The following is a 23825-nucleotide window of genomic DNA, read 5'->3' as shown; positions in this document are numbered from 1 at the left end:
GCCTCGTACTGTCTCGGTAAGGCCTATTGCAGCAGCTCGGTCAATGTGCGCGTGGCGTCCGTTTACGCCTACGTGAACATCAACACGAAGGGCCCGGCCCCGGCCGATGTCAAGCTCCTGAACTCTGTGACCCGCATGTTCGTCCAGCGCATCCGGCAGGCGCTGGACGGCCGGGCGCCGTCGGCGAAGGCAGGCTGAGGCGGCCGGCCGTGGCCCGGTAGGTGTTCAGGTCCGGCGCTCGATGGCGTTGAGGGTGAAGCGCTCCAGCTCCGCTGCCGCGGCGTCCAGGTCGAGGTCCGGGTGGGCCAGCCAGTGCGAGATCACCCCGTCGATCGACCCACCGATCGCCAGGGCGACCGTCTGCGGGTCGAACTCCCGGAAGTCCCCCACCTTCTGACCTTCCGTCAGGAGGGCCGCGAGGGTCTGCCAGCGGTTGTGGGTGTCGTGCGAGCCCGGCGTCTTGAGCCGGGTGCCTCCCGCGTCGTCGAGCAGCATCTCGGTGATCACGCGGACATGGCGGCGGTTGGCCTGCTGATAGCCGATCATCGCCCGTACGTAGGCGATCAACGCGTCCCGGGGGCCGGACGCCTGCGCCAGCCGCTCGGTGACGTAGGCGCTGAACTGCTCCAGCACCTGCTCCAGGGCCGCGCGGGTCAGGTTGTCCTTCGACGAGAAGTGGTAGAGCACCGCGGCCTTGGACAGTCCGGCCCGCTCGGCGATCGCCGACAGGGAGGTCGCCGGGTAGCCGCGGGTGGAGACCAGGTCGATGGTGGCCTCGATCAGCTGTTGCCGGCGGGCCCGTTCGGTGAAGGTCGGCTCGTCGGCTCCGTCGCCCCGGCGGGGAGTCATCGCGCGGCCACCTGTACCTTTCCTCGCCCTGCGAACGACATCAGACCGTACACCGCGAGGGCACGGCGGTGCGGGGACCGGAGGTGGACGTACCGACCGGTATGGCGGGCGGTAGGATCTCCGCGCCATGGAGATGAATGCCCATTACACCAGTTTCGTCGCGGTCGGCGACAGCTTCACCGAAGGCATGTCGGACGGCCTCCCGGACGGCTCGTACCGCGGCTGGGCGGATCTGCTCGCCGCCCGGCTGGCGGCCCTCCCCCAGCCTTCGGCCGGGGGTACCCCCACCTCGCTTCGCTCGCCCGGCTTCCGGTACGCCAACCTCGCGGTGCGCGGCAAGCTCATCCGGCAGATCGCCGACGAGCAGTGCGGGCCGGCCGCGTCCATGGGCGCCGACCTGGTGACCCTGGTCGGCGGGCTCAATGACGTACTGCGCCCCAAGTGCGACGTGGAGCAGGTGTGCGCCACCCTGGAGGACGCGGCCGGGCTGCTGGCCAGGGGTGGCGGTCAGCTGGTGCTGATGCGCAGTCCGGGGCGGGAGGGGCCGGTGCTGGAGCGCTTCCGGCCGCGCATGGAGCAGCTGTTCGCGCGGATCGACGAGCTGGCCGTGCGGCACGGGGCGGTGGTGGTGGATCTCTACGCGTCCCGGGCGCTGTCCGATCCCCGGCTGTGGGCGGACGACCGGCTGCATCTGAACGCCGACGGGCACCGCCGGGTGGCGGAGGCCGTCTGGCAGGCGCTCGGTCTGCCGGCCGCGTCGGACTGGGACGCCCCGCTGCCGGCCGCCGTACCGCCGGGCTGGAGAGCACGGCGCGCCGCGGACCTCCGGTTCGCGCGCGAACATCTGGCGCCCTGGATAGGACGGCGGCTGACCGGCCGATCCTCGGGGGACGGCCGCCCGGCCAAACGCCCGGAGCTGCTGCCGTACGAGGCGTGAGGGCCCGCTGGGCGGCCTGTAGGAAAGTACAGCCCGGGGCGGGGCGCTGGCCTGCGCAAACCGCCAGTAGACTCTGACCACGTGACTGCTGTGTCTGCGAAGCCTCGCATCCCCAATGTTCTGGCCGGCCGCTACGCCTCCTCGGAGCTGGCCGTGCTGTGGTCCCCCGAGTACAAGGTCAAGCTGGAGCGGAAGCTGTGGCTCGCCGTGCTGCGCGCACAGAAGGACCTGGGGGTGGAGGTCCCCGAGCAGGCGCTGGCCGACTACGAGCGGGTCCTGGACACGGTCGACCTGGCCTCGATCGCCGAGCGCGAGAAGGTCACCCGGCACGACGTCAAGGCGCGTATCGAGGAGTTCAACGCGCTGGCCGGCCATGAGCAGGTCCACAAGGGCATGACCTCCCGCGATCTGACGGAGAACGTCGAGCAGCTCCAGGTGCGGCTGTCGCTGGAGCTGATGCGGGACCGTACGGTCGCCGTGCTGGCCCGCCTGGGCTCGCTGGCCGCCCAGCACGCCGAGCTGGTGATGGCCGGCCGCTCGCACAACGTCGCCGCGCAGGCCACCACGCTGGGCAAGCGCTTCGCGACCGCGGCGGACGAGCTGCTGGTGGCGTACGCACGCCTGGAAGACCTGCTCTCCCGTTACCCGCTGCGCGGCATCAAGGGCCCCGTCGGCACCGCCCAGGACATGCTCGACCTGCTGGGCGGCGACACCGCCAAGCTCGCCGAGCTGGAGCAGCGGATCGCCGCGCACCTCGGCTTCGGCCAGGCCTTCACCTCCGTCGGCCAGGTCTACCCGCGCTCGCTGGACTACGACGTGGTGACGTCGCTGGTGCAGATCGCCGCCGCCCCGTCCTCGCTGGCCAAGACGATCCGGCTGATGGCCGGGCACGAGCTGGTCACCGAGGGCTTCAAGCCCGGCCAGGTCGGCTCCTCGGCGATGCCGCACAAGATGAACACCCGCTCCTGCGAGCGCGTCAACGGCCTGATGGTGATTCTGCGCGGCTACGCCTCGATGGCCGGTGAGCTCTCCGGCGACCAGTGGAACGAGGGCGATGTGTCCTGCTCCGTGGTGCGCCGGGTCGCCCTGCCGGACTCCTTCTTCGCGCTGGACGGCCTGCTGGAGACGTTCCTGACCGTGCTCGACGAGTTCGGGGCCTTCCCGGCCGTCGTCGCTCGCGAGCTGGACCGCTATCTGCCGTTCCTCGCCACGACGAAGGTGCTGATGGGTGCCGTACGCGCCGGTGTGGGCCGGGAGGAGGCGCACGAGGCGATCAAGGAGAACGCGGTCGCCTCGGCGCTGGCCATGCGCGAGCAGGGTGCCGAGCGCAACGAGCTGCTGGACAAGCTGGCCGCCGATGCCCGGATCCCGCTGGGCAAGGCGCAGCTCGACGCGCTGATGGCGGACAAGCTGTCCTTCACGGGTGCGGCGGCCGACCAGGTGGCGTCCGTCGTCGCCCGGATCGAGGAGATCGCCAAGCAGCACCCGGAGGCCGCGGCATACACCCCGGGCGCCATCCTCTGACGCGGCCTGCCGTGCGCTTCACCCCCGAAGAGCTGGAAGCCGCTCGCGACCGCCTCGTCCCCGACGTGGCCGCGAGCGGCCTTCGCGTGCTCTTCTGCGGGATCAACCCCGGGCTGATGACGGCGGCGACCGGCCACCACTTCGCCCGGCCCGGCAACCGCTTCTGGCCGGTGCTGCACGCGGCCGGTTTCACTCCGCGGCGGTTCCGTCCCGATGAGCAGGAGGAGCTGCTCAGCCATGGCGTCGGCATCACCAATGTCGTGGCCCGGGCGACCGCCAAGGCCGATGAGCTGACGGCGGCGGAGTACCGCGAGGGCGGCCGATTGCTGGCCGCGAAGGTGGCCCGGCTGCGGCCCCGCTGGCTGGCCGTCGCCGGTGTCACGGCGTACCGCATCGCCTTCGACGACAAGCACGCCACGATCGGCCCCCAGGAGCGCACCCTTGGTGGCACCCGCATCTGGGCGCTGCCCAATCCCAGCGGTCTGAACGCCCATTGGACGCTCCAGACGATGGCGGAGGAGTACGGGCGACTGCGGGCGGCGGCGTTCGCGGGGGATGACGGTATCGGCGGCGGGGGCCGGGCTTCTTACTGACGGTTTCGCAATGAGTCGTAGTGCACGGCTGCCTCTCACCCACCGTGCACTACAAGGTTTTTGGCGACGTCGGGCGGGGGTTGGCGGCACGAGCGCGCCGTCCCGTGTCGGGCAGGAAGGCTGTGCCGCCCGGTCCTCCGCGGCGACTGACCGTTTCGCTACTGCTTGTCGCGCGCGGCGGACCGTTCGGTGATCTCGGTCTTGATCGTCTCGCGCAGCCCGTCCGACGTGAAGCCGAGGTTGCGCAGGATCTGCGCGGCTGGGCTCTCCTCGGCGCGGATCAGGCCCAGTAGTGCGTGTTCCGTGCCGACCCAGTCGTGGCCGAGGTCGGCCGACGCGCGGCGTGCCTGCTCGATGGCCTCCTTGCTCTCCGGCCGGAACGCGATGTGACCCCGCAGCGCCTTCTCCCCGGCCGGCGGCATCGCTTCCTCGATTGCGTCGCGGATGCGTTGCTCCGACCCGGTTTTCGCGATCAGCACCTCGTATGCCAGGCCCCGCGGTTCGCCGAGCAGGCCGAGCAGGAGGTGTTCGGTGCCGATGAAGTCATGCTTGTGCGTTCGGGCGGCCTCCTGCGCCAGCACGATGCTGTGCCGGTTCAGGTCGGTGTACCGCTCGAAAGGGCCGGGTGCGTGGCGTTGCTGGGCGGCCTGCTTGGACACCCCGATGGCGTCGCCGATTTCGGTCCACGACGCTCCGCTCTGCTTGGCCTTGCTGACGTAGTGGTCGATGAGCTGGTCACCGAGGTCGGACAGGGTCTGGGCGCGCAGTCGCGCCTCGCTGATGCGGGCCAGTTCGCCTGCGTCGGGGAGTTCCTCGTCGAGACGGGCGATCAGGTCCGCGAGACTGATGTCGAGTGGGCTCATGCGTCAATCTTAAGTTGACGATTGAGGGGTCGTCAACTTCTAATTGACGCTCATTCCGGGTCTGCTCCCGCAGTTTCGTGTGATGGTCCGGTGCTGCTTGGGCCCGATCGCGACCCACTGGACCGCTTCGGAATTGCGTTGTGGAGCTTGGCAGTTGGGGTCGCGACGGCACGATTCTTCGTGTGCCTGCCGACCTGGCGCCTGATGATCTGCGGGAACGCCTGGCGCCGTTGCTGCCTGTCCGTCCGCCGAGGCGATAGCGGTAGGGGCGGGACTTCCCAGGGGCGGGGCCGGATGGGCCTCCGGGGGCTGGGCCGCGGGCGACCTAGGGGCTGGGCCGGGGAGACCTAGGGAGCGTGGGAACAGATCCCGTAGGGGATGACTGCGCCCCCTGTGGGGCCATAACGGGGGCGGGGGCAAGTGGTATTCCCAGGCTCACCACCCGTTTGGCAATACGTCACCTTGAAGGCGTGTACATGCCACCGCCGGGGCTCTACTCTGGCGCCGCCCGTGCACCCCCACACACCGTACGGAGGCCCCCGTGCCTGCTGCGCCCTCCCCCTCCCCCTCCTCCGAGCCCGCCGCGACCCCGCCGGCCGACTCCGCCCCCTCCTCCCACCGTGAGCGACGCTCGCGCCGCCGTCAACTCACCGCGCTCGCCGGGGCGTTCGGCCTCGCCGTGACCGGCCTGGGCATCTGGGCCGGCAACGGCTTCGGCGCCGAGGCGACCGCGGCCGCCGTGCCCACCCCCGACCATGTGGTCGTGGTGGTCTTCGAGAACCACGCCTACAGCCAGGTGATCGGCAGCTCCAGCGCCCCGTACATCAACTCCCTGGCCTCCGACGGCGCGAACCTCACCGCCTCGTACGCCGAGACCCACCCCAGCCAGCCCAACTACTACGCCTTCTTCTCCGGCGACACCCAGGGCGTCACCGACGACAGCTGTGTCACGCCGGGCTTCAGCGACGCCCCCAACCTCGCCTCCGAGCTGACGGCGGCCGGCAAGTCCTGGGCCAGCTACAACGAGTCGCTGCCCGCCGAGGGCTCCACCACCTGCAAGAGCGGCGACTACGCGCAGAAGCACAACCCATGGTTCGGCTTCAGCAACGTGCCCACCGACACGGCGCACACCCTCGACGTCTTCCCCACCGACTTCACCAAGCTGCCCACCGTCTCCTTCGTCGTACCGAACCTCTGCAGCGATATGCACGACTGCTCGGTCTCGACCGGCGACACCTGGCTGAAGGACCACCTCAAGGACTACGCGGACTGGGCCAAGACCCACAACAGCCTGCTGCTGCTCACCTTCGACGAGGACAACCGGCTCAGCGGCAACCGCATCCCGACCGTGCTCTACGGCCAGCCGGTGCAGCCCGGCTCCACCTCGGACACCACCTACAACCACTACGACGTGCTGCGCACCCTCGAGGACATGTACGGCACCGCACACGCCGGCAAGGCCGCCAACGCCAAGGACATCAGCGGCATCTGGGCGAGCTGACGTGTACCTCGCAGACAGCCGCGCCACCCCCGCGGCCGCCGGTCCGGGCGCGCGCCCGGGCCGGCCGGTCCGGGGCGCCGTGCCCGGCACCGTCCTCGTGCTGGGCACCGTCAGCCTGATCACCGACGTCTCCTCGGAGATGGTCACCGCCGTCCTGCCGCTGTACCTCGTCGCCGAACTCGGGCTGTCACCACTCGGGTTCGGGCTGCTGGACGGCGTGTACAACGGCGTGAGCGCGCTGGTACGGCTGATCGGCGGGCGGGCCTCGGACCGCGGCCGGGGCGGTGGCCACAAGACGGTCGCCGCCCTCGGCTACGGGCTGTCCGCCCTGTGCAAGCCGCTGCTGCTGATGGTCCACACCCTGCCGCTGATCGGTGCGGTGCTGGCCGCGGACCGCACCGGCAAGGGGCTGCGCACCGCACCGCGTGACGCGATGATCTCGCTCGCCTGCGAACCGGCCACCCGTGGGCGGGCGTTCGGGGTGCACCGGGCGATGGACACCGCGGGCGCGCTGCTCGGCCCGCTGGTCGCCTTCCTCGTGCTGCGTGCCGCGGCCGACGGCTATGACGCGGTGTTCACCGTCAGCGGCTGTGTGGCCACGCTCGGCGTGGTCGTCCTGCTGCTCTTCGTCCCCGGCCGAGCGCGGACCTCTGCTCCGCCGCGGGGCACGGAGTCCGGTGCCGGACTACGGACCCTGCTCCATCGCCCCGCGGTGCGCCGCCTCACCTGCTGCGCCGTCCTGCTCGGCCTGACCACCGTCAGCGACTCCTTCCTCTACCTCACCCTGCAACGCCGACTCGACCTGTCCGAGGCGTGGTTCCCGCTGTTGCCGCTGGGCACCGCCGCGGCCTTCCTGCTGCTGGCCGTGCCGCTGGGCGTGCTCGCCGACCGGGTCGGCCGCCGTCGGCTGTTCCTGCTCGGCCACCTCGCGCTGCTGTGCGCCTACGGCCTGCTGCTCGCCCCGCTCGGCGCGTCCCTGGCGCTCACCTGCCTCGTGCTGGCCCTGCACGGCGCGTTCTACGCGTCCACGGACGGTGTGCTGGCCGCGGCCACCGCCGACGCCGTGCCCGAGGAGCTGCGCGGCAGCGGGCTGGCGGTCGTACAGACCGGCCAGGCCGCGGCCCGCTTCGCGTGCTCGCTCGCCTTCGGCGCGGCCTGGACCGCCTGGGGCGACCGCTGGGCACTGGGCCTGGCCGCCGCCGGCCTCGCGCTCGCCGCCGCCCTCAGCGTCCGGCTGCTCGGCCGCCTCCCGGCGGGCCACGCGACCCCTCCGGAGCCCGTCGTATGAACCGCACCCACCGCTTCGCGGTCCTGGTCGTCACCGTCCTCGTCCTCGGCGGGATCGCCATCGGCGCGACCCTGCACGCCGCCGGGCGCGCCGCCCGGAAGGACCAGACCCAGGCCGGCGGGCCCCCGGTGGCCTCCGGGCCGGTACGCCTCAACGCCCCGCACCGCGCCCTGTTCCGCAATATGGCCTGGGGCCCGCACCGCGACGAGATCACCGCCGTTCCGGCCGGCCGGCCCGCCGGTCCGCGCACCGCGTCCGGCGTCCGCTGTCTGCGCTTCCACGCAGCCGCCGGCACCGGTATCTGTCTCCAGGCCGTGCACGGTGAACTCCGCGACACCTACCGCGCCGTCGTCCTCGACAACCGGCTGCACGAGCTGCGCCACTACGACCTGGCCGGCACCCCCACCCGCGCCCGGGTCTCGCCGAGCGGCCGCACCGTCGCCTGGACCGTGTTCGTCAGCGGCGACTCCTACGCCGGAACCGCCTTCTCCACGCGTACCGCCGTCCTCGACACCCGCACCTGGCATCTGGACGCCAACCTGGAGCGCTATGCGCTGATCGTCGACGGGCGCCAGGTGCACGCGGCCGACATCAACGTCTGGGGCGTCACCTTCGCCGATGACACCCACTTCTACGCCACCGCCGCGACCGGCGGCGAAACTTACCTCGTCCACGGCGACCGCACCGCCAGAACCCTCCGGGCGCTGCACCGAAACGTCGAATGCCCCTCGCTCTCCCCCGACGGCACCCGTCTCGCCTACAAAAAGCGGGTCGCGGGCGCTGATCCGGACGCCCCCTGGCGTCTGTACGTCCTCGATCTGCGCACCCGCCACGAGACCGCGACCGGAGAACACCGCAACATCGACGACCAGGCCGTCTGGCGCAACCGCCACACGCTGGTCTACTCCCTGCCGGGCGACTACGGCTCCGACCTGTGGACCGTCCCCGCCGACGGCACCGGCACCCCACACCGCCTGCTCAGCGCGGCCCTCGCGCCTGCCTTCAACGATTAGGCCTGTCGCCGGTCACCAGGCGCTGTGCACGGCCCACCATCGCCGGTGCCTTCCGCACGCCGGGGACCTCGCCCACGGTGAAGTCGCGTTCGACGACACCGTTGGACGATGACTCCGCAGTGAAATCCACAGAATGCATAGGTTGTTGCCTTTCGGGAGTGCCTTGTTGTTGAGGCGCTCCCGGCGACACCTACGTCATTCGCCCGACCGTGACGAAGAGGGGGAGCACCCAGGTTGAGTTGATCCCTTGGCGGTTGAGTTGGTCCGCCACCTGGTGCGCTGCGGCAGTGACCGGTCAGCGCGCGACGGCCGGCCCGCAGTGCGTCGGGGCGACGCTCGTGGTGGACGCGGTGGTGTCCGGTCGGCCGGAGCGGCGGTTGGAGACGTGCAGGTGCACTGGGGCCGGGCTCAGCTGGTGTGAGCAGTGCGCGAGTCAGGGACGGCGCTGGCCCGCCAGAGGGTGTCGGGGAAGGCGGCGTCGTCGGAGTCGGTGTCAGGCATGAGGGTGGTGAGCATCTGCTGGGCGGTCTTCGCGTTGTCGGTGGCGCGGGGCAGCATGACGCTTTCGTAGGCGTCGAGCGCCTCGTCGAGGGTGGAGTGGCCGATGACGGCTTGGGCGAGTTCGGCGCCGTCGAGCAGGGCGAGGTTGGCGCCGACGCCGACGGGTGGCATCAGGTGGGCGGCGTCGCCGAGCAGGGTGATGCCGGGGACGCGCTGCCACGAGTGGGGAACGGGAAGGACGAACATGGGCCGGTTGATGAAACCGCCCTCGTTCTCGCGCAGGATGTCCAGCAGGGTCTCGTGCCAGCCCTGGTACTGGGCAAGGAGGCGCGCGCGTACTGCTTCGGTATCGGCGAGGTCGAGGCCGGCGTGCCAGTCCTGGGGGCCGCGGAAGTTGATGTAGGCGCGGACGTGTCCGTTGCTGTTGCGCTGCAACACCAGGCTGCGGCGGCCCGCCTTGGCCGACATGGTGCCGCGACCGACCAGGCGCGCGATGCCGGGGTGACGGTGGTCGACATCGTCGAAGTGGGCTTCCACCAACGTGACACCGGCGTAGGAGGGTTGAGCGTCGGAGAGCGCGGGGCGTACTCGGGACCAGGCGCCATCGGCGCCGATAATCAGGTCGAAGTCCTCGCTGGCGCGGTCGTGGTGGTGCAGCCGTGCGGTGCCGTGGGGCAGCGGGGTGACGGCCTTTACGGAGTGGCTCCAGCGGACCGTGCCGGGGGCGAGGGACTCCAGCAGGAGCGCGCGCAGCTGGCCGCGGTCGATCTCGGGCCTGCTCAGATCGTCCTCGTCGGCCTGGTCATGGCGTATCAGGGTCGCGTGGCGGTCGTACAGGCGCCACTCCTGGGCTTCGGGGCGGGAGAGGGCGAGGAACTGGTCGAACAGTCCGGCCGCGCGCAGGGCTTCCTGACCGGTGTCTTCGTGGATGTCGAGAGTGCCGCCCTGCGAGCGGGAGTTGGGGGCGCTCTCCCGCTCGAAGACCGTGACCGGCACGCCGTGCTGCTGTAGGACGCGCGCGCAGACGAGGCCGCCGGGGCCGGCGCCGACGATCGCGATGCGAGGGGTGGTGGACATAAGAGTCACGCTCCGTTCTACGGATCGAGAGAGTGCTGGTGTCTTGTGGTGCTGCCCGGGGAATCGCGCGGGGAGGCCGACGAGATGGTGGTGGCAGGCCGGCCGCTCCGTGAGGAGCTGACTCCTCTTCGGCCTTGGGCTGGAGGGGGTCCACGGCGACAGGCAGGTCGGTCAGGGCAACGGTCCATCGGGCATGGCAGATCAGTCGTTCGGGTGCGGGGACGCGCCCCGGGTTTCGGCAGCGAGCCCCCGTGGGGCTCACTTCACCCACAGAAACACAGCAGCTCCAAAAGTACAACTAATTCGACTTTCCATCCGATTGCCTTTGCGATCGGATCGTCTCAAGTGGGGTAGGGTGGGGGCATGGCCGAGACGACGACAGGGCGCCGCGAGCGCAAGAAGGCTCAGACCAGACAGGCCCTGGCAGATGCCGCAATGCGACTGTTCAGCGAACGCGGCTTCGACAACGTCGGCGTCCGCGACGTGGCGGAGGCGGCCGACGTCTCACTGAGCACGCTCTTCAAGCACTTCCCCAGCAAGGAAGCCCTCGTCTTCGACCTGGACGCGGACGTCGAAAGCGCCCTGGTCGCCGCCGTTCGCGACCGGGCCCCCGGTCAGCCCGTCCTGCACGCCCTGCGTGACCACCTCGTGCATACCCGTACCGGCGTGCGGACCGACGACCCCACTTTCGTCCTCGTTGAATCCACCCCCGCGTTGCGGGATTACGCCCGGCGCATGTGGTCGCGCCACGAGAAGGCACTGGCCGCCACTCTCGCCGATGCAACCGGGCTGGCCCCGGACGACCTGGCCATCACCGGCCTGGCACGCTTCGCCCTGGAGGCCCCCAGCCTCGCCCGCGCAAGCGACGACCCGGCCCGGGCCATACGCGACCTGTTCACCCTGCTGGAACGAGGCTGGGCCACCACCCCCCTGGCACGCCCAGCAGACCGCCCCGGTCAGGACGGATAACCGCGACCGGATGCCGCACCACGGCGCCACCGGCAGCCCACTCGAAGGCTTACTCGCTTCGCCGCCCACGGCGGGACAGCCCGTCGTTCTGGAGCGCAACCACTGCTTCACGACCATCGGCTCTCGGCTGCGCAAGGCCAACGGAACCCTGGACGCCCGCGAGCGTCGCAACGCCCCCAAGGTCGGCTGGTGCTGGGCGGGCGACCGGCACACCTGGTTGGGCTTCGCCTCGGCAATGGGCCGCCGGGTCAAGGGCCTGTAGGGAGTCGTGATCATGTGGCGGGGTGGAGGCTGTGGAGCCAGATGGTCGAGCCGCGCAGATGAAGCCCCGCCCGACCTCCCTGATCTTCCGTTTGCGCAGGTAAGCGCGGTTGGCTCGCGAGGAGTACACCTTGTCGGCGGCGACGGCGTCGGGCGGGTATCGGGGTGCCCGACGGGGTCGCGAACGTTGATCTTCTCCAGTACCGGGATGAACTGGGGCGGGCTGTCGGCGGCCTGCTCGGGGGTGAGTACGAACGCCAGCAGGTGGCAGCGGATGGCCCCGCGAGGTGGACCACGTCCGATCGGCAGAAAAGGCCCGATCCTGCCTGGTCAACTCCCACTCATTGTCACGGAGTTCATGTCGCGCCCTCCAGGCGCTCTACCAGTACGCAGAGCAGCCGGAACCGGATCCCCCACCATTGATCACGACTCCGTGCAGGCCCCTAGTCGGCGCGCCCCGTCGCCGCCACCGTCACGCCGAGGCCGATCATCGCGAAGCCGCCCGCCCCGCCGATCATCGACAGGCGGCGGTCCGAGCGGGCGAACCAGGTACGGGCCGCCGAGGCGCCCAGGCCCCACAGGGTGTCCGTGATCAGGCCAATGGCGACGGGGACCAGGCCCAGCACCATCATCTGGAGGGGGACATGGCCCGCCGCCTGGTCCACGAACTGTGGCAGCACCGCCGCGAAGAAGACGATGCCCTTCGGGTTGGTGACGCCCACGAAAATGCCGTCCAGGATCGTGCGCAGATCGCCGCGCCGCTCGCCCACGGGGGCCTGCATGTCGGCCGCGCGCATCTCCTTGCGGTGCCGGAACGCCTGCACGCCGAGGTAGACGAGGTACGCGGCGCCGGCCAGCTTCACGCCCATGAATATCGCCGCCGAGCTCTCCACCAGGGCGCCTAGGCCCCAGGCCACGGCGATCACCAGGGCGTACGAACCGACGAGGTTGCCGAGGACCGTCGCGAGGGCCGTGCGGCGGCCGTGCGCGAGGGCTCTGCCGATCACGAACAGCACGCTCGGGCCCGGAATCACGATCACCAGTAGGGACATCGCCGCGAAGGCGAGAATGCTGTGGGTGGACACCATGTGTCCGTCACCTCCTGAATTGCTTTCCGGGGGTCATACAAACAGAGAGCGGACCATTCGCTCCAGGCTCGTCCACATACCGATGTGGCTGGGCATCGGCGGCCGCTGTGCTTGCGTGCACCCCGTCGGGGCGGGCCCGGGCCGCTCATCTTGTGCCGCCGCCACCGTCCTGCGCGATATCTCCCTCGCCGACCGCCACCAGCAGCTGAAGCGGCAGCTCGCGGCCGCCCTGCCCCACTCCCACACCGATCCAGCGGCCCTGTACCCGCCAGCCGTACATCCGCGGGACATGGCCGCACAGCGAGTCCAGCGGCGGCCGGACCGGCTCCCCCCTCGCCATCCGCTCCAATGAGGGGGTGAGATCGAGGACTTCGGGATCGCCCCACCGTAAGGACAGCGCCTGCACCAGTGCCGTCAGCCCGGCCTCGAACTCCTCCTCGGCCTCCGCCACCTCGGCGACGTCCGCGTCCCAGAATTCGCCGCTGATCCGCAGACCGGCTATGTGGAAGCCCGGCCCGCTCTCGGTCAGGGCGGAGCGGTCCCGCTGCGCCGGGAAGTCCCGCAGGCGCATCAGGTCGATGGCGGTCAGCTGCTCGTCAAGCGTCATGTCCTCAGTAAACCGCCAGGGTCTGACAATTGACTCTCGATCGGCTCCTCCCGTGCCGGCGCTCGGACGTCCCTGCTCAGAAGCGACCGCAGCCCCGCCGCCGCGTCGAGCAGCGCCCGGCCGGCCATGACCGTGATGCCGGGTCGTGCCCCCGGTGACCCCTCGGGCGCGAGGGGCAGGATCTGCTGCCCTGCACGGTCCGGCAGGAACTGGGGCGCTTCCTTAGCCGCCGATGTCGTGCCGGGGTAGCCGCCCGCGGGACTCGCCGCCCACCCCCTGACCGGCTACGATCCGCCACACACGGAAAGCTAGGGAGACGGACGTTGGGGCGGCTCACCGGCGGGGATCCGTCCCTGCTGCGACGGATCAACTCCGCGGTGGTGCTGCATGCACTGCGCGCCGCGGACTGCCCCACGCTGACCCAGCTCGTCCAGGTGACGGGGCTGTCCAGGCCGACGGTCGAGGGCGTGGTCGAGGGGCTCATCGAAACGGGTCTGGTGGTCGAGGCGCCTGCCGAGGAGGGGGAGGCCCGCCGCCAGGGACGGCCGGCCCGCCGCTTCCGGTTCCGTACCGAGGCCGGGCATCTGCTGGGCATCGAGATCGGCCCGCACCGCGTCACGGCGCTGCTGTCCGATCTGAGCGGGCGGGTGCGGGACACCGGGCAGCGCACCGTGGAGGAGACCGCGCCGGCGGATGAGCGGCTGGAGCGGGTCCGTGCCGTGGTGGCCGATCTGCTGCGCCGCACCGGCGTCCCGCGCAGTTCCCTGCGGGCCGTCGGGGTGGCCACCCCCGGCATCGTGGAGGCGGACGGCACGGTACGGCTGGGCACCGCGCTGCCCGGCTGGACGGGGCTCCGGCTCGGTGAGCGGCTGCGGCGCTCGTTCCGCTGCCCGGTGCTGGTGGAGAACGACGCCAACGCCGCTGCGGTGGCCGAGCACTGGCAGGGGGCGGCGGCCGGCTCCGACGACATCGTGTTCGTCCTCGCCGGGCTGAGCCCGGGAGCCGGCTCGCTGATCGGCGGCCGGCTGCACCGTGGTTTCGGCGGGGCGGCCGGTGAGATCGGCGCGCTGCATCTGCTCGGCCGCGAGGCGACCCCCGAGAAGCTGCTGTCGACGACCGGGGAGCCGCTTCAGCCCCTGGACGAGGCACAGGTCGCCGCGGTCTTCGCGGCGGCGCGGGACGGCGACGCCCGCGCCCGGGAGGCGGTGGACCGCTTCATCCGGCGGCTGGTGCACGATGTGGCGGCGCTGGTGCTGGCGCTCGACCCCGAACTGGTGGTGATCGGCGGCTGGGCGGCGGGACTGGCCGGCGTCCTTGCGCCGCTGCGCGAGGAGTTGGCGCGCTACTGCCTGCGGCCCCCGCAGGTCGCGCTCTCGCAGCTGGGCGAGGCGGCGGTCGCGACCGGCGCGCTGCGGCTGGCGCTGGACCATGTGGAGGGTGAACTCTTCGCGGTGGAGGGCACGGTGACGGCCCGCCGGTGAACCGGCCGGTGACCACGGCGCAGCGGGCCCGCCCGGAGACGCTGCCCCGGCGGGCCCGTTGACGGCTCTTCGGCGGCTCAGCCTGCCAGCAGCGCCACCGTGTCGGTCGCGCCGAAGGTCAGCCGGCAGGTGTCCGCGCGGTACGTCGAGACCGCAACCGCGGCCGGGCGTCCGGCCGAGACATAGCGGGTCGTCACCACGAGCACGGGCGCGCCGGGCAGCCGGTCCAGTTGCTTGGCGTCCTCCGCGCGGGCCGAGCCGAGCTCGACGGTGCGGTCCTGGCTGTCCAGCGTCAGCTCGTGCAGCGCGCGGAGTACGGCCCGGGCTCGGTCCGGTTCGCCGAGCGAGGCCGGCACGGCGCAGCCGGGGATCACGGCCGACGGCACGTACAGCAGCTCGGCGGCGACCGGCTGGCCGTGGGTGACCCGGCTGCGGCGCACGATGTGCACCCGCTCGCCTTGGGCGGTCTCCAGCAGATGGCCCACCGCCGCGGGCACGGTGTCGCTCTCGACGGCGTCGGCCGGCTGCCAGTCGTCCCCGGGGGCGCCGGGCCAGGTGTGCCGGACGGGGTCGACGGCGACGCCGACGCGCGGCGGAGCGACCGTGGTGCCCACTCCGCGGCGGCGCTGGAGTCTGCCTTCCAGCTCCAGCTGTTCGAGCGCCTGCCGCAGCGTGGCCCGGGCGACGCCGAACCGCGCTGCCAGCTCACGTTCGTTGGGCAGAATCTCGCCGACCGCGAACTCCGAGTCCAGCGCCTCGCTGAGCACGTTCTTGAGGTGCCAGTACTTCGGCTCCGGCACCGTTTCGAGTTGCGTGGTCCCCACCCTGTCCTCCGCACTGGCCTTGCCCCGCGGGGCAGCGCCGCTGGAACCCGGGCCCGCACACAGGGCCCTTCGGACGGGGCCGCGCGTACGCGCCCGTTTATGAGCGCTTCTTTATTAAAGGTTGTTGCAGTATCCCGACGATATGGCCGGCCCCACCCTTGGTCAAGACCAATCCCGTATCCGGTTGGTTATGCTCACCGCCATGCTCGCTTTGCTGCACACCTCCCCCGTCCACGTCCCGGTCTTCGACGCGCTGCGCGACGAGGAGGCACCCGGCCTGGCGCTGCATCACCTCGTACGACCCGAACTCCTGGAAGCGGCACGGGTGTTGGAACACGATGTGGTGGCGGAGGGTGTGTCGGCGGCGCTCGCGGCGGCGGTGCGCGACGGGGCCCGGGCGGCGCTGTGCACCTGCTCCTCGCTCGGCGCGGTCGCCGAGCGGGCCGGCGCCGCGCTCGGTCTGCCCGTCCTGCGGGGGGACCGGCCGATGGCCGCTGCCGCGGTCGCCGCGGGCCCCCGCGTCACCGTGCTCGCCACCGTGGAGAGCACCCTTGCGCCCACCGAGGCGCTGCTCGCCGAGGAGGCGGACCGGGCCGGTCGCGCGACCGAGGTGCGGACGGTGCTGGTGCCGGGCGCCTGGGAGCGGTTCGAGGCGGGCGACGGCGAGGGGTACCTCGCCGCGGTGACCGCCGCGGCGCGAGGGGTGCGGGACGCCGATGTGCTCGTCCTGGCGCAGGCCTCCATGGCACCCGCCGCGGAGCGGCTGCGCGGCGGGGTGCCGGTACTGTCCAGCCCGCGGCCCGGTCTGCGGGCCGCGGCTCAACTGGCCGCCAGCGCCCCGAGCTTGTCCGGGTTGCGCACGATGTAGACGGTCTGGATCCTGCCGTCCTGGATGCCGAGCTGGATGACGGAGTCCGGTACGCCGTCGGTGTGCACCAACAGGCCGATGCCGCCGTTGAGTTCGAGGACACGGTAGTCCAGGCCGGCCGGCGCGGACCTGGCGACACCGACGAGGAAGCGGGCGACCTTGTCCGCGGACTCGATGATCCGCAGCGGCGCCTTGGCCTTGCCGCCGCTGTCGCCGACCAGCCGCGCGTCCGCCGCCAGCAGGTTCAGCAGGCCCGCCAGATCGTCGCCGGCCGCCGCGGCCATGAACCGCTCCGTCAGATCGCGCTGCCGCTCCGGATCGACCTCGAAGCGCGGTCTGCGCTCCTCGACGTGCCGCCGTGCACGGCCCGCCAGTTGGCGCACCGCGGCCTCACTGCGCTCCAGGACGGTGGCGATCTCCGCGTAGGGATAGCCGAAGGCTTCGCGCAGCACGAACACGGCGCGCTCCAGAGGCGAGAGCGACTCCATGACGACGAGCACGGCGAGGGTGACGGACTCCGTGAACACCGTGCGCTCCGCGCTGTCCGGCACCGTACCGGCGACGTCGGTGGCCAGCGGCTCGGGCAGCCAGGGTCCCACATACGACTCGCGGCGCGTCTGGACCTGCCGCAGCCGGTCGATGGCGAGCCGGGTGGTGATCCGTACGAGGAAGGCCCGCGGCTCACGCACCTGCGAACGGTCCGCACCGGTCCAGCGCAGCCAGGCGTCCTGGACGACGTCCTCGGCATCGGCCACCCGGCCGAGCATGCGGTAGGCCACCCCGAACAGGACGGGCCGGTGTTCTTCGAAGACGTCGGTCGCGGTTTCCTTCAGCACTCTGCCATCCCACCGGGCCGTCCCCGCGTTGTCCAGCGGAAACGGCGCGATGCGACGCGCGCCACGACGGCGGCGGGCGGGCGGCCGCAGCGGCACGCCGGAGCCGAGGAGCACGCCCGCGCCGACCAGGGCGCTGCCGCCCGCCTGGGCGGGGCCGTAGCCGCCGGTTCCGGCCAACGGGGCGGTGACCGCGGCGAAGACGGGGATCAGCCCGGAGAAGAGCGTGGCCCGTTCGGGCCCGACGCGTGCGATGCCCGCGTACCAGCACACAAAGCCGACGACGGTGACGACCACGGCCTGCCAGCCGAGTGCCACCGCCTCCACCGCATCCGGCATCCGCGGCCCTCCCCCGCCGGTCAGCACGCCGAGCGCGGCGGCCTCGGCGGCCGCGAGCGCGCAGACCACCGCCGACAGCAGTCGGGGCCCGAGCGGCGCGAGGACGGGCACCGCCAGCACCGCGAAGCCGACCTCGCCGCACAATGCCGCCACCGACCAGAGCAGTCCCGTCCCGTCCGTACGCCCCCAGCCCTGTACGACGAAGGCCCCGGCGGCGACCAGCAGCGCGCCCCGCACCACGGCCGGGCGGGGGCGACGCCCTTCCAAGGCGGGCACCAGCACCGCGACGACGACGGGGGCGCAGCCGACGAACACTCCTGGAACGGCCGGTTCCGCGGTGCGTTCCGCCGCGAGGATCGCCAGGTTGAAGCCGAGCATGCCAACGGCGGCGAGCAGGGCCAGCCGTGCCCACCGGCGCGCGGTCAGGGCGCGCAGCGGGGCGACGGCGCGGCGGCCGGTGAGCGCGAACAGGATCGCGGCGGCCAGGGCGTAGCGCAGGGCCTGGCCGTCCGCGTAGGGGTAGTCACCGAGCAGGCTGTTGGCGGTGAACGAGCCGCCGACAAGGAAGCAGGCGAAGGCGGCGAGCAGCACGCCGTGCAGAGAGGTCCGGTTCATGAGACGGACGCTAGGCAGGCGGGCTGCCCGTCTTAAGGTCCACTTCTGCGGCGCTGTGGAGGACCACTTGGCGCCTAGGGCCTGTCCGATGGGTCGGTGTGACTGACCTGTCAGCTGATCGTTCCGGTCAGCATGGGGCGGGGTGATTTATCCGATGTGGAATGGGCTCGCTTGGAGCCGCACTTACCCAAGAACGTGGGGCGAGGTGGCCGTTGGAAGAGTCACCGCAGAGTGATCAACGGCATCCTCTTCCGGCAGCGGACCGGCCTTCCATGGCGGGACCTGCCGGCACGGTTCGGGAGGTGGAAGACCTGCCATGACCGGCACCGCAGATGGTCAGCGGACGTCACGTGGGAAAAGATCCTGCGGGCCGTCCAGGCCGACGCCGATGCAGAAGGCCGGATCGACTGGAGCATCGTCAGCATGGATTCGACGTCCTGCCGTGCCCATCAGCACTCCGCAGGTGCCCGAAGGCACAACCCACGCATCCGGGGCAGACGCGGTCGGCCCGTCCACCACCGCCCAGACGAAGCTCTGGGCCGCTCCCGGGGCGGCCTGACCTGCAAGATCCACCTGGCCTGTGAGGGCGGACGCCGTCCACTTGCGTTGCTGATCACGCCGGGTCAGTGGGGTGATGCCCGCAGCTGATCCCAGTGCTGGACCGCATCCGCGTTCCTCGCCGGGGAGGCGGACACCCCGCACCCGGCCTGACCACCTCGGCGGCGACAAGGCGTATTCGTCCCGCCGCAACCGCCGCTACCTCCGGCGGCGGCAGATCAAGCACACCATCCCGGAGCCAAAGGACCAGCGTGCCAACCGTCAACGCAGAGGCAGCAGGAGCGGCCGGCCCGCCGGCTTCGACAAGATGCTCTACAAGCGTCGCAACGAAGTTGAACGAACCATCAATCGACTCAAGAACTTCCGGGCTGTGGCGACGGGTTACGACAAGAGGGCCTACATCTTCCATGGCACTGTGACCGTCGCCGCGATCTGACTGTGGCTTCGCCCCTGACCCGCCAGACAGTGCCTAGTCCGCCGCCCCCGGGGCCGTCCGCAGCGGCACCTCGCGGATCAGCCAGGCGGCCGCGAAGGCGACGGCACACAGCGCGGCCGTGCCGATCATGACGCTGTGCAGTCCGCCGGTGACCCCGGCACGGAAGGCGTCCCGCACGCCGTCGGGCAGCCCGAGCAGCACCGCGGGGGTCACTTCGTGCCCGCCGGCGAGCCGCTCCCCGTCCCGGCCGAGCCGGTCCGTGAGGGTGGCGGCCATGCGGCCGGTGTAGACGGAGCCGAGCACGGCGACGCCGAGCGAGCCACCGATGGTCCGTAGCAGCGTGGTGGTGCCGCTGGCCGCGCCCATGTCGCGGGGCTCCGCGCTGTTCATGGTGATGAGCATCGCGGGCTGCATCAGACAGCCGAGGCCCAGGCCGAGGACGAGCGTCAGCGCGGAGGCCACCGCCGTGGCGGTGTCCGCGCCGACCATGAGCAGGGCCAGGGCGCCTGCCGTGGCGACCGCGCCGCCCGCGATGGGGTACCCGCGGTACCCGCCGCCGTTGGCCACCGCCCGCCCGATGAACAGCTGCGCGCCCATCATGCCGAGCATCAGTGGGAGCAGCAGCAGCCCACTTTCCGTCGACGACATGCCCCGTACGAACTGCATGTACTGCGGCAGATAGCTCGCCGCGGCCAGCATCGCCGCGCCCACCAGGAAGCTCAGCACCTGGGCGAGCGTGAAGTTGCGGTCGCGGAACAGGCGCGGCGGGATGATGGGTTCGGGTGCTCGTCGCTCCACGTGGACGAACCAGCCCAGGGCGCCCACCGAGAGTGCGGCGAGCCCCGCGATCTGCGGTGAGATCCAGTCGTACGCCGCGCCGGCCCAGGTCCCGATCAGGGAGAGCGCCAGAACGCCCGCCGTGAGGAGTGCGGCGCCCAGGAAGTCGATGCGGGCCGGGCCGCGCTCGCCGCGCAGTCGGATGCAGAGCCCGACGATCAGGAGTGCGGCGGCGCCGACGGGCACGTTGACGTAGAAGACCCAGCGCCAGTCCAGCTGGTCGGTGAGGAAGCCGCCGAGCAGCGGGCCGCCGATCATGGCGACCGGCAGCAGTACGCCGATCATCGACTGGGAGCGCCCCGCCTGCGCGGGCGGCAGGAGCGTCCCGAGGAGGGAGAGCGCACCCACGAAGAGGCCGCCCGCGCCGAGCCCCTGGAGTGCCCGGAAAGCGATCAACTGCCCCATGTCCTGGGCGAGTCCACAGAGCACCGACCCGACGAGGAAGACCGCGATCGAGGTCAGGTAGCTGCCCTTGCGGCCGTACAGGTCGCCGGCCTTTCCCCAGATCGGGGTGGAGGCGGCGGTGGTGAGCAGATAGGCAGTCACCACCCAGGAGAAGTGGTCCAGGCCGCCCAGGTCGCCGACGATCGTGGGCAGGGCGGTACCGACGATCGTGCCGTCGAGTGTCGCCAGGATGATGCCGAGCAGCAGTCCCAGGATGGCGAGGCGCGACGGTGGCGCCATGGCCGGCGCCGCGGTCGGCGACTGGTCGGCACCGGGCTCCGCTGTCTTGTGCGCGGCTTCTCCCATACGCTGATTCATGGTTTCCCCCAGTGTTGTTGACGCTGCATCAGGCGGAGTAGGGGCGGGCGTTCCTGGCGTCCCGCAGCGCCTGGGCCCACCAGGCGAGTTGGTCGAGCATCGTCTTGGCCGCGGCGTCGCTCTGCGTGTCCTTCATCGCGTACTCCTCGTCGAACAGGCCCCAGGCGTTGTGCAGGCTGACCGTGTTGCGGATGGTGGTCGCATGCAACTCCGCCATGACGAGCCGGAGTTGCTCGACCGCGCGCAGGCCGCCCGAGATGCCGCCGTAGGAGACGAAGCCGATCGGCTTGGCGTGCCACTGCTCGTTGTGCCAGTCGATGGCGTTCTTCAGGGACGCGGGGAAGCTGTGGTTGTACTCCGGCGTGACGAACACGAACGCGTCGGCGGCCGCCAGGCGCGGTGAGACCTCGGCGAGGGCCTCTTCGGTGCCGGGCGCGGGCGGCTGGCCGAAGGCCGGGAAGACGGTGGGCAGCGGGGTCTCGGCCAGGTCGACGACGTCGACGCTCATGTCGTCGCGCTGGTCGAGGTGGCTCTTGATCCACCGTGCGACGACAGGTGCGAAGCGGCCCTCCCGGGTGCTGCCGACGACGACCGCTACGCGGAGCTGCTGCGGCTGCTCGCTCATGGGAAATCCCCCTGATGTGTACGACGTATTGGGATGCGTACAACGTACACGTCACTGTGTACGCCGTCTACTGGCGATACGCTGTACACGAACGGTCAGCCGGAGAGGAGCCCACTCGTGGCAGCCAAGAAGAAGAGCAGAGATGCGGATGTGCCCGTGCTGTGGGAGCGCATGGAGCGCCCCGCCGCCGCGCCTCGCGCCTCACTGACGCCGCAGAAGATCGCCGCTGTGGCGGTGCAGGTCGCCGACGCCGAGGGCTTCGCCGCCGTCACCATGCGCCGCCTCGCCATCGAACTGGGCGTCGCACCCATGGCCGCGTACCGCCATGTCTCGGGCAAGGACGACCTGTGGGCGCTGATGGTCGACCAGGTCACGGCCGAACTCGCCGTACCCGACGAGGTGACCGGCTGGCGCGACATCCTGCGCGCCTACGCACTGGCCAGTCGCGCCATGATGCTGCGGCATCCCTGGCTGGCCCAGCTGCCCACACCGCACTTCGTGCTGACGCCGAACCGGATGGCGGTCGCGGAACGCCAGCTTGCCGCGCTCGACGGCCACGGCATGGACACCGACTCGATGATGGCCGCCTTCCGCGCGGTCAACGCCTATGTGCACGGCGCGGCGCAGTCCGAGGTGGCGCTACGCCAGTACATGGAGGACAACGGCTGGGCCAGCGGCGACGAAACACGCCGCGCGCTCGCACCCCAGATGACCTATCTGATGGAGACCGGCCGCTATCCGACCTACCGGCGCTACGCCCTCGGGGCCGGGCGCAAGGACGACGCGGCCTGGCAGTTCGAGACGGGACTCGACTGCGTACTCGACGGCATCGCGGTCAGGATCGACAGCTAGGGTCTGTCAGATGGGTCAGGGCCAGGCCCGGCCCTGACCCATCGGACAGACCCTAGTTCCGACCGGGGGGAGTCCCATCCATGCCGAACGACGGCGCCGGAGACGGCACCGGACAGTGGACGGCCGCCTGGGAACTGCTCCTGCCGACGGCCTCGGCCCCGCCCCGTCAGCGCGGCCGTGCCCTCCAGGAGGCGCTGCGCGACGCGGTCCGCTCGGGACGCCTCGTACCCGGCACCCGGCTGCCGTCGGGCCGGGCGCTGGCGGCCGACCTCGGGGTGTCACGGGGTCTGGTGACCGAGGCGTACGAGCAGTTGACCGCCGAGGGCTATCTGCGCAGCCGGCGCGGCTCGGGCACCTGGGTCGGCGGGGCCGTACGCGCCACGCCGTCCCCGCCGGCCGCCGCCGTGCCCCCGGCCGGCACGCCGCTCGTCGATTTCACCCCCGGCACGCCCGATCTGTCGCTGTTCCCGCGCGCGGCCTGGTCGGCCGCCCACCGCCGGGCCCTGGGCGGGCTGCCGCACCGCGCCCTCGGCTACCCCGATCCGTGCGGGCTGCCCGAACTCCGTGCGGAGCTGGCGCAGTTGCTTGCCCGGCGCCGTGGTGTGGCGGCCGACCCCGCCCGGGTGGTGGTGTGTTCGGGGGTGGCCCAGGCGCTGACCCTGCTGGGGTTCGCGCTGCGTGCGGCCGGGCACCGGGCGGTGGCCGTGGAGGATCCGGGCAGCCCCGAGCACGGTGAGCTGTTCGCCGCCACCGGACTGGCGACCGCACCGGTGCCGCTGGACGACGAGGGGCCCGACCTCGCCGCCCTGGCCACCACCGGGGCCAGGGCCCTGGTGCTGACCCCCTCCCATCAATTCCCGTCAGGCACGGCCGTCTCGGCCGCCCGCAGGGCCGAGTTGCTGCGCTGGGCGCGGGCGGCTGACGGTCTGCTGATCGAGGACGACTACGACGGCGACTTCCGCTACGACCGGGCACCGGTCGGTGCCCTCCAGGGCCTGGATCCGGACCGGGTGGCCTACACCGGATCGGTGAGCAAGTCGCTGGCGCCGGGGCTGCGGCTGGGGTGGCTGGTGGTGCCAGGGTGGCTGGCGGCGGACGTGGTGGCCCGTAAGCGCACGATGGATCTGGGCAATCCGGTGCTGGACCAGGCGCTGTTGGCCGCCTTCATCGCCCGCGGCGACTACGACCGTCAGCTGCGCCGCTGCCAGCGCGTCTACCGGGAGCGACGGGACGCGCTGACCACGGCGCTGGCCGCGTACTGCCCCGGCGCGGAGGTGAACGGGATCGCCGCCGGGCTGCACGCCATCGTGACGCTGCCCGCGCGCTACGGCCCCGAGAGCGCCTTCCTGGCCCGGGCCCGGCGCGCGGGGGTGGCGCTGCGGCCGCTGTCCGCCTACGGGAGCGCGGACCGCGCGGGCGACGGGGACGGGCGCGTACGTCTCGTGCTCGGGTACGCGCATCTGCCGCCGGCGGACCTCGTCCGCGGGGTACGGCTGCTGGCCGGGTCATGAGGCGACGGAGCATGCCGGAACCAGGACCGTAGGCGTCCCGGCCGCGTCCTGGCGATCGGCCGGTGGTCTTGCGATCATGGCTCGGGCCCGGTGGGCCGCTGGGACCGTGACCCGGGTCCCGCGCCGGCCGAACGGGCCTGTGTTCACCGTCCGTTCCACCACGCGGCACCGCACACCGATACGAACAAGTCAGTACCGAACTCGGTCGAGGCA

21 protein-coding genes and 4 pseudogenes are annotated in these 23825 nt (G+C 71.7%); 14 read left to right on the top strand and 11 right to left on the bottom strand.

What is annotated here, in order from left to right:
• Positions 1-51: 51 nt before the first annotated feature.
• Complete coding sequence (locus tag ACZ55A_RS35025) at positions 52-198, top strand: hypothetical protein (RefSeq protein WP_468848860.1); 147 nt, start codon at positions 52-54, stop codon at positions 196-198.
• Positions 199-225: 27 nt separating this feature from the next.
• On the opposite strand, the gene ACZ55A_RS35020 is transcribed toward ACZ55A_RS35025, so the two are convergent.
• Positions 226-849 (bottom strand): TetR/AcrR family transcriptional regulator, encoded by a 624-nt coding sequence (locus ACZ55A_RS35020; protein WP_468848859.1) that lies wholly within the window; start codon positions 847-849, stop codon positions 226-228.
• 127 nt (positions 850-976) lie between these two features.
• Here ACZ55A_RS35020 and ACZ55A_RS35015 point away from each other — a divergent pair, with 127 nt between their 5' ends.
• From ACZ55A_RS35015 to mug, 3 genes are all read left to right on the top strand, one after another.
• Complete coding sequence (locus tag ACZ55A_RS35015) at positions 977-1786, top strand: SGNH/GDSL hydrolase family protein (protein ID WP_468848857.1); 810 nt, start codon at positions 977-979, stop codon at positions 1784-1786.
• 90 nt (positions 1787-1876) lie between these two features.
• A complete protein-coding gene (purB, locus tag ACZ55A_RS35010) occupies positions 1877-3310 on the top strand; it encodes an adenylosuccinate lyase (protein WP_468848952.1) in 1434 nt (477 codons plus the stop codon).
• 11 nt (positions 3311-3321) lie between these two features.
• On the top strand, positions 3322-3903 hold the full coding sequence (gene mug / locus ACZ55A_RS35005; protein WP_468848855.1) for a G/U mismatch-specific DNA glycosylase: 582 nt from the start codon (positions 3322-3324) through the stop codon (positions 3901-3903).
• A 158-nt stretch (positions 3904-4061) separates the two neighbouring features.
• Here the strand turns inward: mug and ACZ55A_RS35000 are convergent, their stop codons facing one another.
• Positions 4062-4766: a Clp protease N-terminal domain-containing protein gene (locus ACZ55A_RS35000; protein ID WP_468848854.1), complete on the bottom strand. Its 705-nt coding sequence runs from the start codon at positions 4764-4766 to the stop codon at positions 4062-4064.
• A 679-nt stretch (positions 4767-5445) separates the two neighbouring features.
• Here ACZ55A_RS35000 and ACZ55A_RS34995 point away from each other — a divergent pair.
• The 3 genes from ACZ55A_RS34995 to ACZ55A_RS34985 are packed head-to-tail and all read left to right on the top strand — an operon-like array spanning position 5446 to position 8568.
• On the top strand, positions 5446-6267 hold the full coding sequence (locus ACZ55A_RS34995; protein WP_468848951.1) for an alkaline phosphatase family protein: 822 nt from the start codon (positions 5446-5448) through the stop codon (positions 6265-6267).
• A 1-nt stretch (position 6268) separates the two neighbouring features.
• Positions 6269-7555, top strand: a complete 1287-nt coding sequence (locus tag ACZ55A_RS34990) for an MFS transporter (RefSeq protein ID WP_468848852.1) — start codon at positions 6269-6271, stop codon at positions 7553-7555.
• Positions 7552-8568, top strand: coding sequence for a TolB family protein (locus ACZ55A_RS34985; protein ID WP_468848850.1), 1017 nt, complete (start codon positions 7552-7554; stop codon positions 8566-8568). Before ACZ55A_RS34990 ends, ACZ55A_RS34985 begins: the two co-directional genes overlap by 4 nt.
• 408 nt (positions 8569-8976) lie before the next feature.
• On the opposite strand, the gene ACZ55A_RS34980 is transcribed toward ACZ55A_RS34985, so the two are convergent.
• Positions 8977-10146 (bottom strand): FAD-dependent oxidoreductase, encoded by a 1170-nt coding sequence (locus ACZ55A_RS34980; protein ID WP_468848849.1) that lies wholly within the window; start codon positions 10144-10146, stop codon positions 8977-8979.
• Positions 10147-10509: 363 nt separating this feature from the next.
• Between ACZ55A_RS34980 and ACZ55A_RS34975 the strand changes: the two genes are divergently transcribed.
• Both ACZ55A_RS34975 and ACZ55A_RS34970 read left to right on the top strand, forming a co-directional pair.
• Positions 10510-11115, top strand: coding sequence for a TetR/AcrR family transcriptional regulator (locus ACZ55A_RS34975; protein WP_468848847.1), 606 nt, complete (start codon positions 10510-10512; stop codon positions 11113-11115).
• A gap of 76 nt (positions 11116-11191) precedes the next feature.
• Positions 11192-11377 (top strand): annotated as a pseudogene (locus tag ACZ55A_RS34970) (DUF5701 family protein); the annotation flags it as partial.
• A gap of 72 nt (positions 11378-11449) precedes the next feature.
• Here the strand turns inward: ACZ55A_RS34970 and ACZ55A_RS34965 are convergent.
• The 3 genes and pseudogenes from ACZ55A_RS34965 to ACZ55A_RS34955 all read right to left on the bottom strand — a co-directional run.
• Positions 11450-11649 (bottom strand): annotated as a pseudogene (locus ACZ55A_RS34965) (IS5/IS1182 family transposase); the annotation flags it as partial.
• A gap of 170 nt (positions 11650-11819) precedes the next feature.
• Complete coding sequence (locus ACZ55A_RS34960; protein WP_468848844.1) at positions 11820-12464, bottom strand: LysE family translocator; 645 nt, start codon at positions 12462-12464, stop codon at positions 11820-11822.
• A 145-nt stretch (positions 12465-12609) separates the two neighbouring features.
• Positions 12610-13071, bottom strand: a complete 462-nt coding sequence (locus ACZ55A_RS34955; RefSeq protein ID WP_468848841.1) for a hypothetical protein — start codon at positions 13069-13071, stop codon at positions 12610-12612.
• Between the two features lie 323 nt (positions 13072-13394).
• On the opposite strand from ACZ55A_RS34955, the gene ACZ55A_RS34950 reads away from it, so the two are divergent.
• Positions 13395-14552, top strand: a complete 1158-nt coding sequence (locus ACZ55A_RS34950) for an ROK family transcriptional regulator (protein ID WP_468848840.1) — start codon at positions 13395-13397, stop codon at positions 14550-14552.
• A 77-nt stretch (positions 14553-14629) separates the two neighbouring features.
• On the opposite strand, the gene ACZ55A_RS34945 is transcribed toward ACZ55A_RS34950, so the two are convergent.
• Complete coding sequence (locus tag ACZ55A_RS34945) at positions 14630-15376, bottom strand: GntR family transcriptional regulator (RefSeq protein WP_468848838.1); 747 nt, start codon at positions 15374-15376, stop codon at positions 14630-14632.
• A 202-nt stretch (positions 15377-15578) separates the two neighbouring features.
• On the opposite strand from ACZ55A_RS34945, the gene ACZ55A_RS34940 reads away from it, so the two are divergent.
• Positions 15579-16244 (top strand): aspartate/glutamate racemase family protein, encoded by a 666-nt coding sequence (locus ACZ55A_RS34940; protein ID WP_468848837.1) that lies wholly within the window; start codon positions 15579-15581, stop codon positions 16242-16244.
• Here the strand turns inward: ACZ55A_RS34940 and ACZ55A_RS34935 are convergent.
• On the bottom strand, positions 16196-17080 hold the full coding sequence (locus ACZ55A_RS34935) for an RNA polymerase sigma-70 factor (RefSeq protein WP_468848950.1): 885 nt from the start codon (positions 17078-17080) through the stop codon (positions 16196-16198). The genes ACZ55A_RS34940 and ACZ55A_RS34935 overlap by 49 nt on opposite strands.
• A 42-nt stretch (positions 17081-17122) precedes the next feature.
• Positions 17123-18031 (bottom strand): annotated as a pseudogene (locus ACZ55A_RS34930) (EamA family transporter); the annotation flags it as partial.
• A gap of 132 nt (positions 18032-18163) precedes the next feature.
• Here ACZ55A_RS34930 and ACZ55A_RS34925 point away from each other — a divergent pair.
• Positions 18164-19025 (top strand): annotated as a pseudogene (locus ACZ55A_RS34925) (IS5 family transposase).
• A 33-nt stretch (positions 19026-19058) separates the two neighbouring features.
• Here the strand turns inward: ACZ55A_RS34925 and ACZ55A_RS34920 are convergent.
• Together ACZ55A_RS34920 and ACZ55A_RS34915 are read right to left on the bottom strand one after the other, a co-directional pair.
• Complete coding sequence (locus ACZ55A_RS34920; RefSeq protein ID WP_468848835.1) at positions 19059-20624, bottom strand: DHA2 family efflux MFS transporter permease subunit; 1566 nt, start codon at positions 20622-20624, stop codon at positions 19059-19061.
• 28 nt (positions 20625-20652) lie between these two features.
• Positions 20653-21249, bottom strand: a complete 597-nt coding sequence (locus tag ACZ55A_RS34915; RefSeq protein WP_468848833.1) for an NADPH-dependent FMN reductase — start codon at positions 21247-21249, stop codon at positions 20653-20655.
• Positions 21250-21366: 117 nt separating this feature from the next.
• On the opposite strand from ACZ55A_RS34915, the gene ACZ55A_RS34910 reads away from it, so the two are divergent.
• Together ACZ55A_RS34910 and pdxR are read left to right on the top strand one after the other, a co-directional pair.
• Complete coding sequence (locus ACZ55A_RS34910) at positions 21367-22101, top strand: TetR/AcrR family transcriptional regulator (RefSeq protein ID WP_468848831.1); 735 nt, start codon at positions 21367-21369, stop codon at positions 22099-22101.
• Positions 22102-22181: 80 nt separating this feature from the next.
• Positions 22182-23612 (top strand): MocR-like pyridoxine biosynthesis transcription factor PdxR, encoded by a 1431-nt coding sequence (pdxR, locus tag ACZ55A_RS34905; RefSeq protein WP_468848829.1) that lies wholly within the window; start codon positions 22182-22184, stop codon positions 23610-23612.
• Positions 23613-23825: the final 213 nt, after the last annotated feature.

This window comes from Streptomyces sp. NPDC034111, assembly GCF_055575375.1.
This window is presented reverse-complemented; position numbering and strand designations above follow the sequence as displayed.

Bases quoted from the DNA above. Each gene is read 5' to 3' on its own strand.
- ACZ55A_RS35020 (WP_468848859.1), bottom strand. From the start codon at position 849: ATGACTCCCCGCCGGGGCGACGGAGCCGACGAGCCGACCTTCACCGAA.
- ACZ55A_RS35015 (WP_468848857.1), top strand. From the start codon at position 977: ATGGAGATGAATGCCCATTACACCAGTTTCGTCGCGGTCGGCGACAGC.
- ACZ55A_RS35000 (WP_468848854.1), bottom strand. From the start codon at position 4,766: ATGAGCCCACTCGACATCAGTCTCGCGGACCTGATCGCCCGTCTCGAC.
- ACZ55A_RS34985 (WP_468848850.1), top strand. From the start codon at position 7,552: ATGAACCGCACCCACCGCTTCGCGGTCCTGGTCGTCACCGTCCTCGTC.
- ACZ55A_RS34980 (WP_468848849.1), bottom strand. From the start codon at position 10,146: ATGTCCACCACCCCTCGCATCGCGATCGTCGGCGCCGGCCCCGGCGGC.
- ACZ55A_RS34975 (WP_468848847.1), top strand. From the start codon at position 10,510: ATGGCCGAGACGACGACAGGGCGCCGCGAGCGCAAGAAGGCTCAGACC.
- ACZ55A_RS34960 (WP_468848844.1), bottom strand. From the start codon at position 12,464: ATGGTGTCCACCCACAGCATTCTCGCCTTCGCGGCGATGTCCCTACTG.
- ACZ55A_RS34955 (WP_468848841.1), bottom strand. From the start codon at position 13,071: ATGACGCTTGACGAGCAGCTGACCGCCATCGACCTGATGCGCCTGCGG.
- ACZ55A_RS34940 (WP_468848837.1), top strand. From the start codon at position 15,579: ATGCTCGCTTTGCTGCACACCTCCCCCGTCCACGTCCCGGTCTTCGAC.
- ACZ55A_RS34920 (WP_468848835.1), bottom strand. From the start codon at position 20,624: ATGAATCAGCGTATGGGAGAAGCCGCGCACAAGACAGCGGAGCCCGGT.
- ACZ55A_RS34915 (WP_468848833.1), bottom strand. From the start codon at position 21,249: ATGAGCGAGCAGCCGCAGCAGCTCCGCGTAGCGGTCGTCGTCGGCAGC.
- pdxR (WP_468848829.1), top strand. From the start codon at position 22,182: ATGCCGAACGACGGCGCCGGAGACGGCACCGGACAGTGGACGGCCGCC.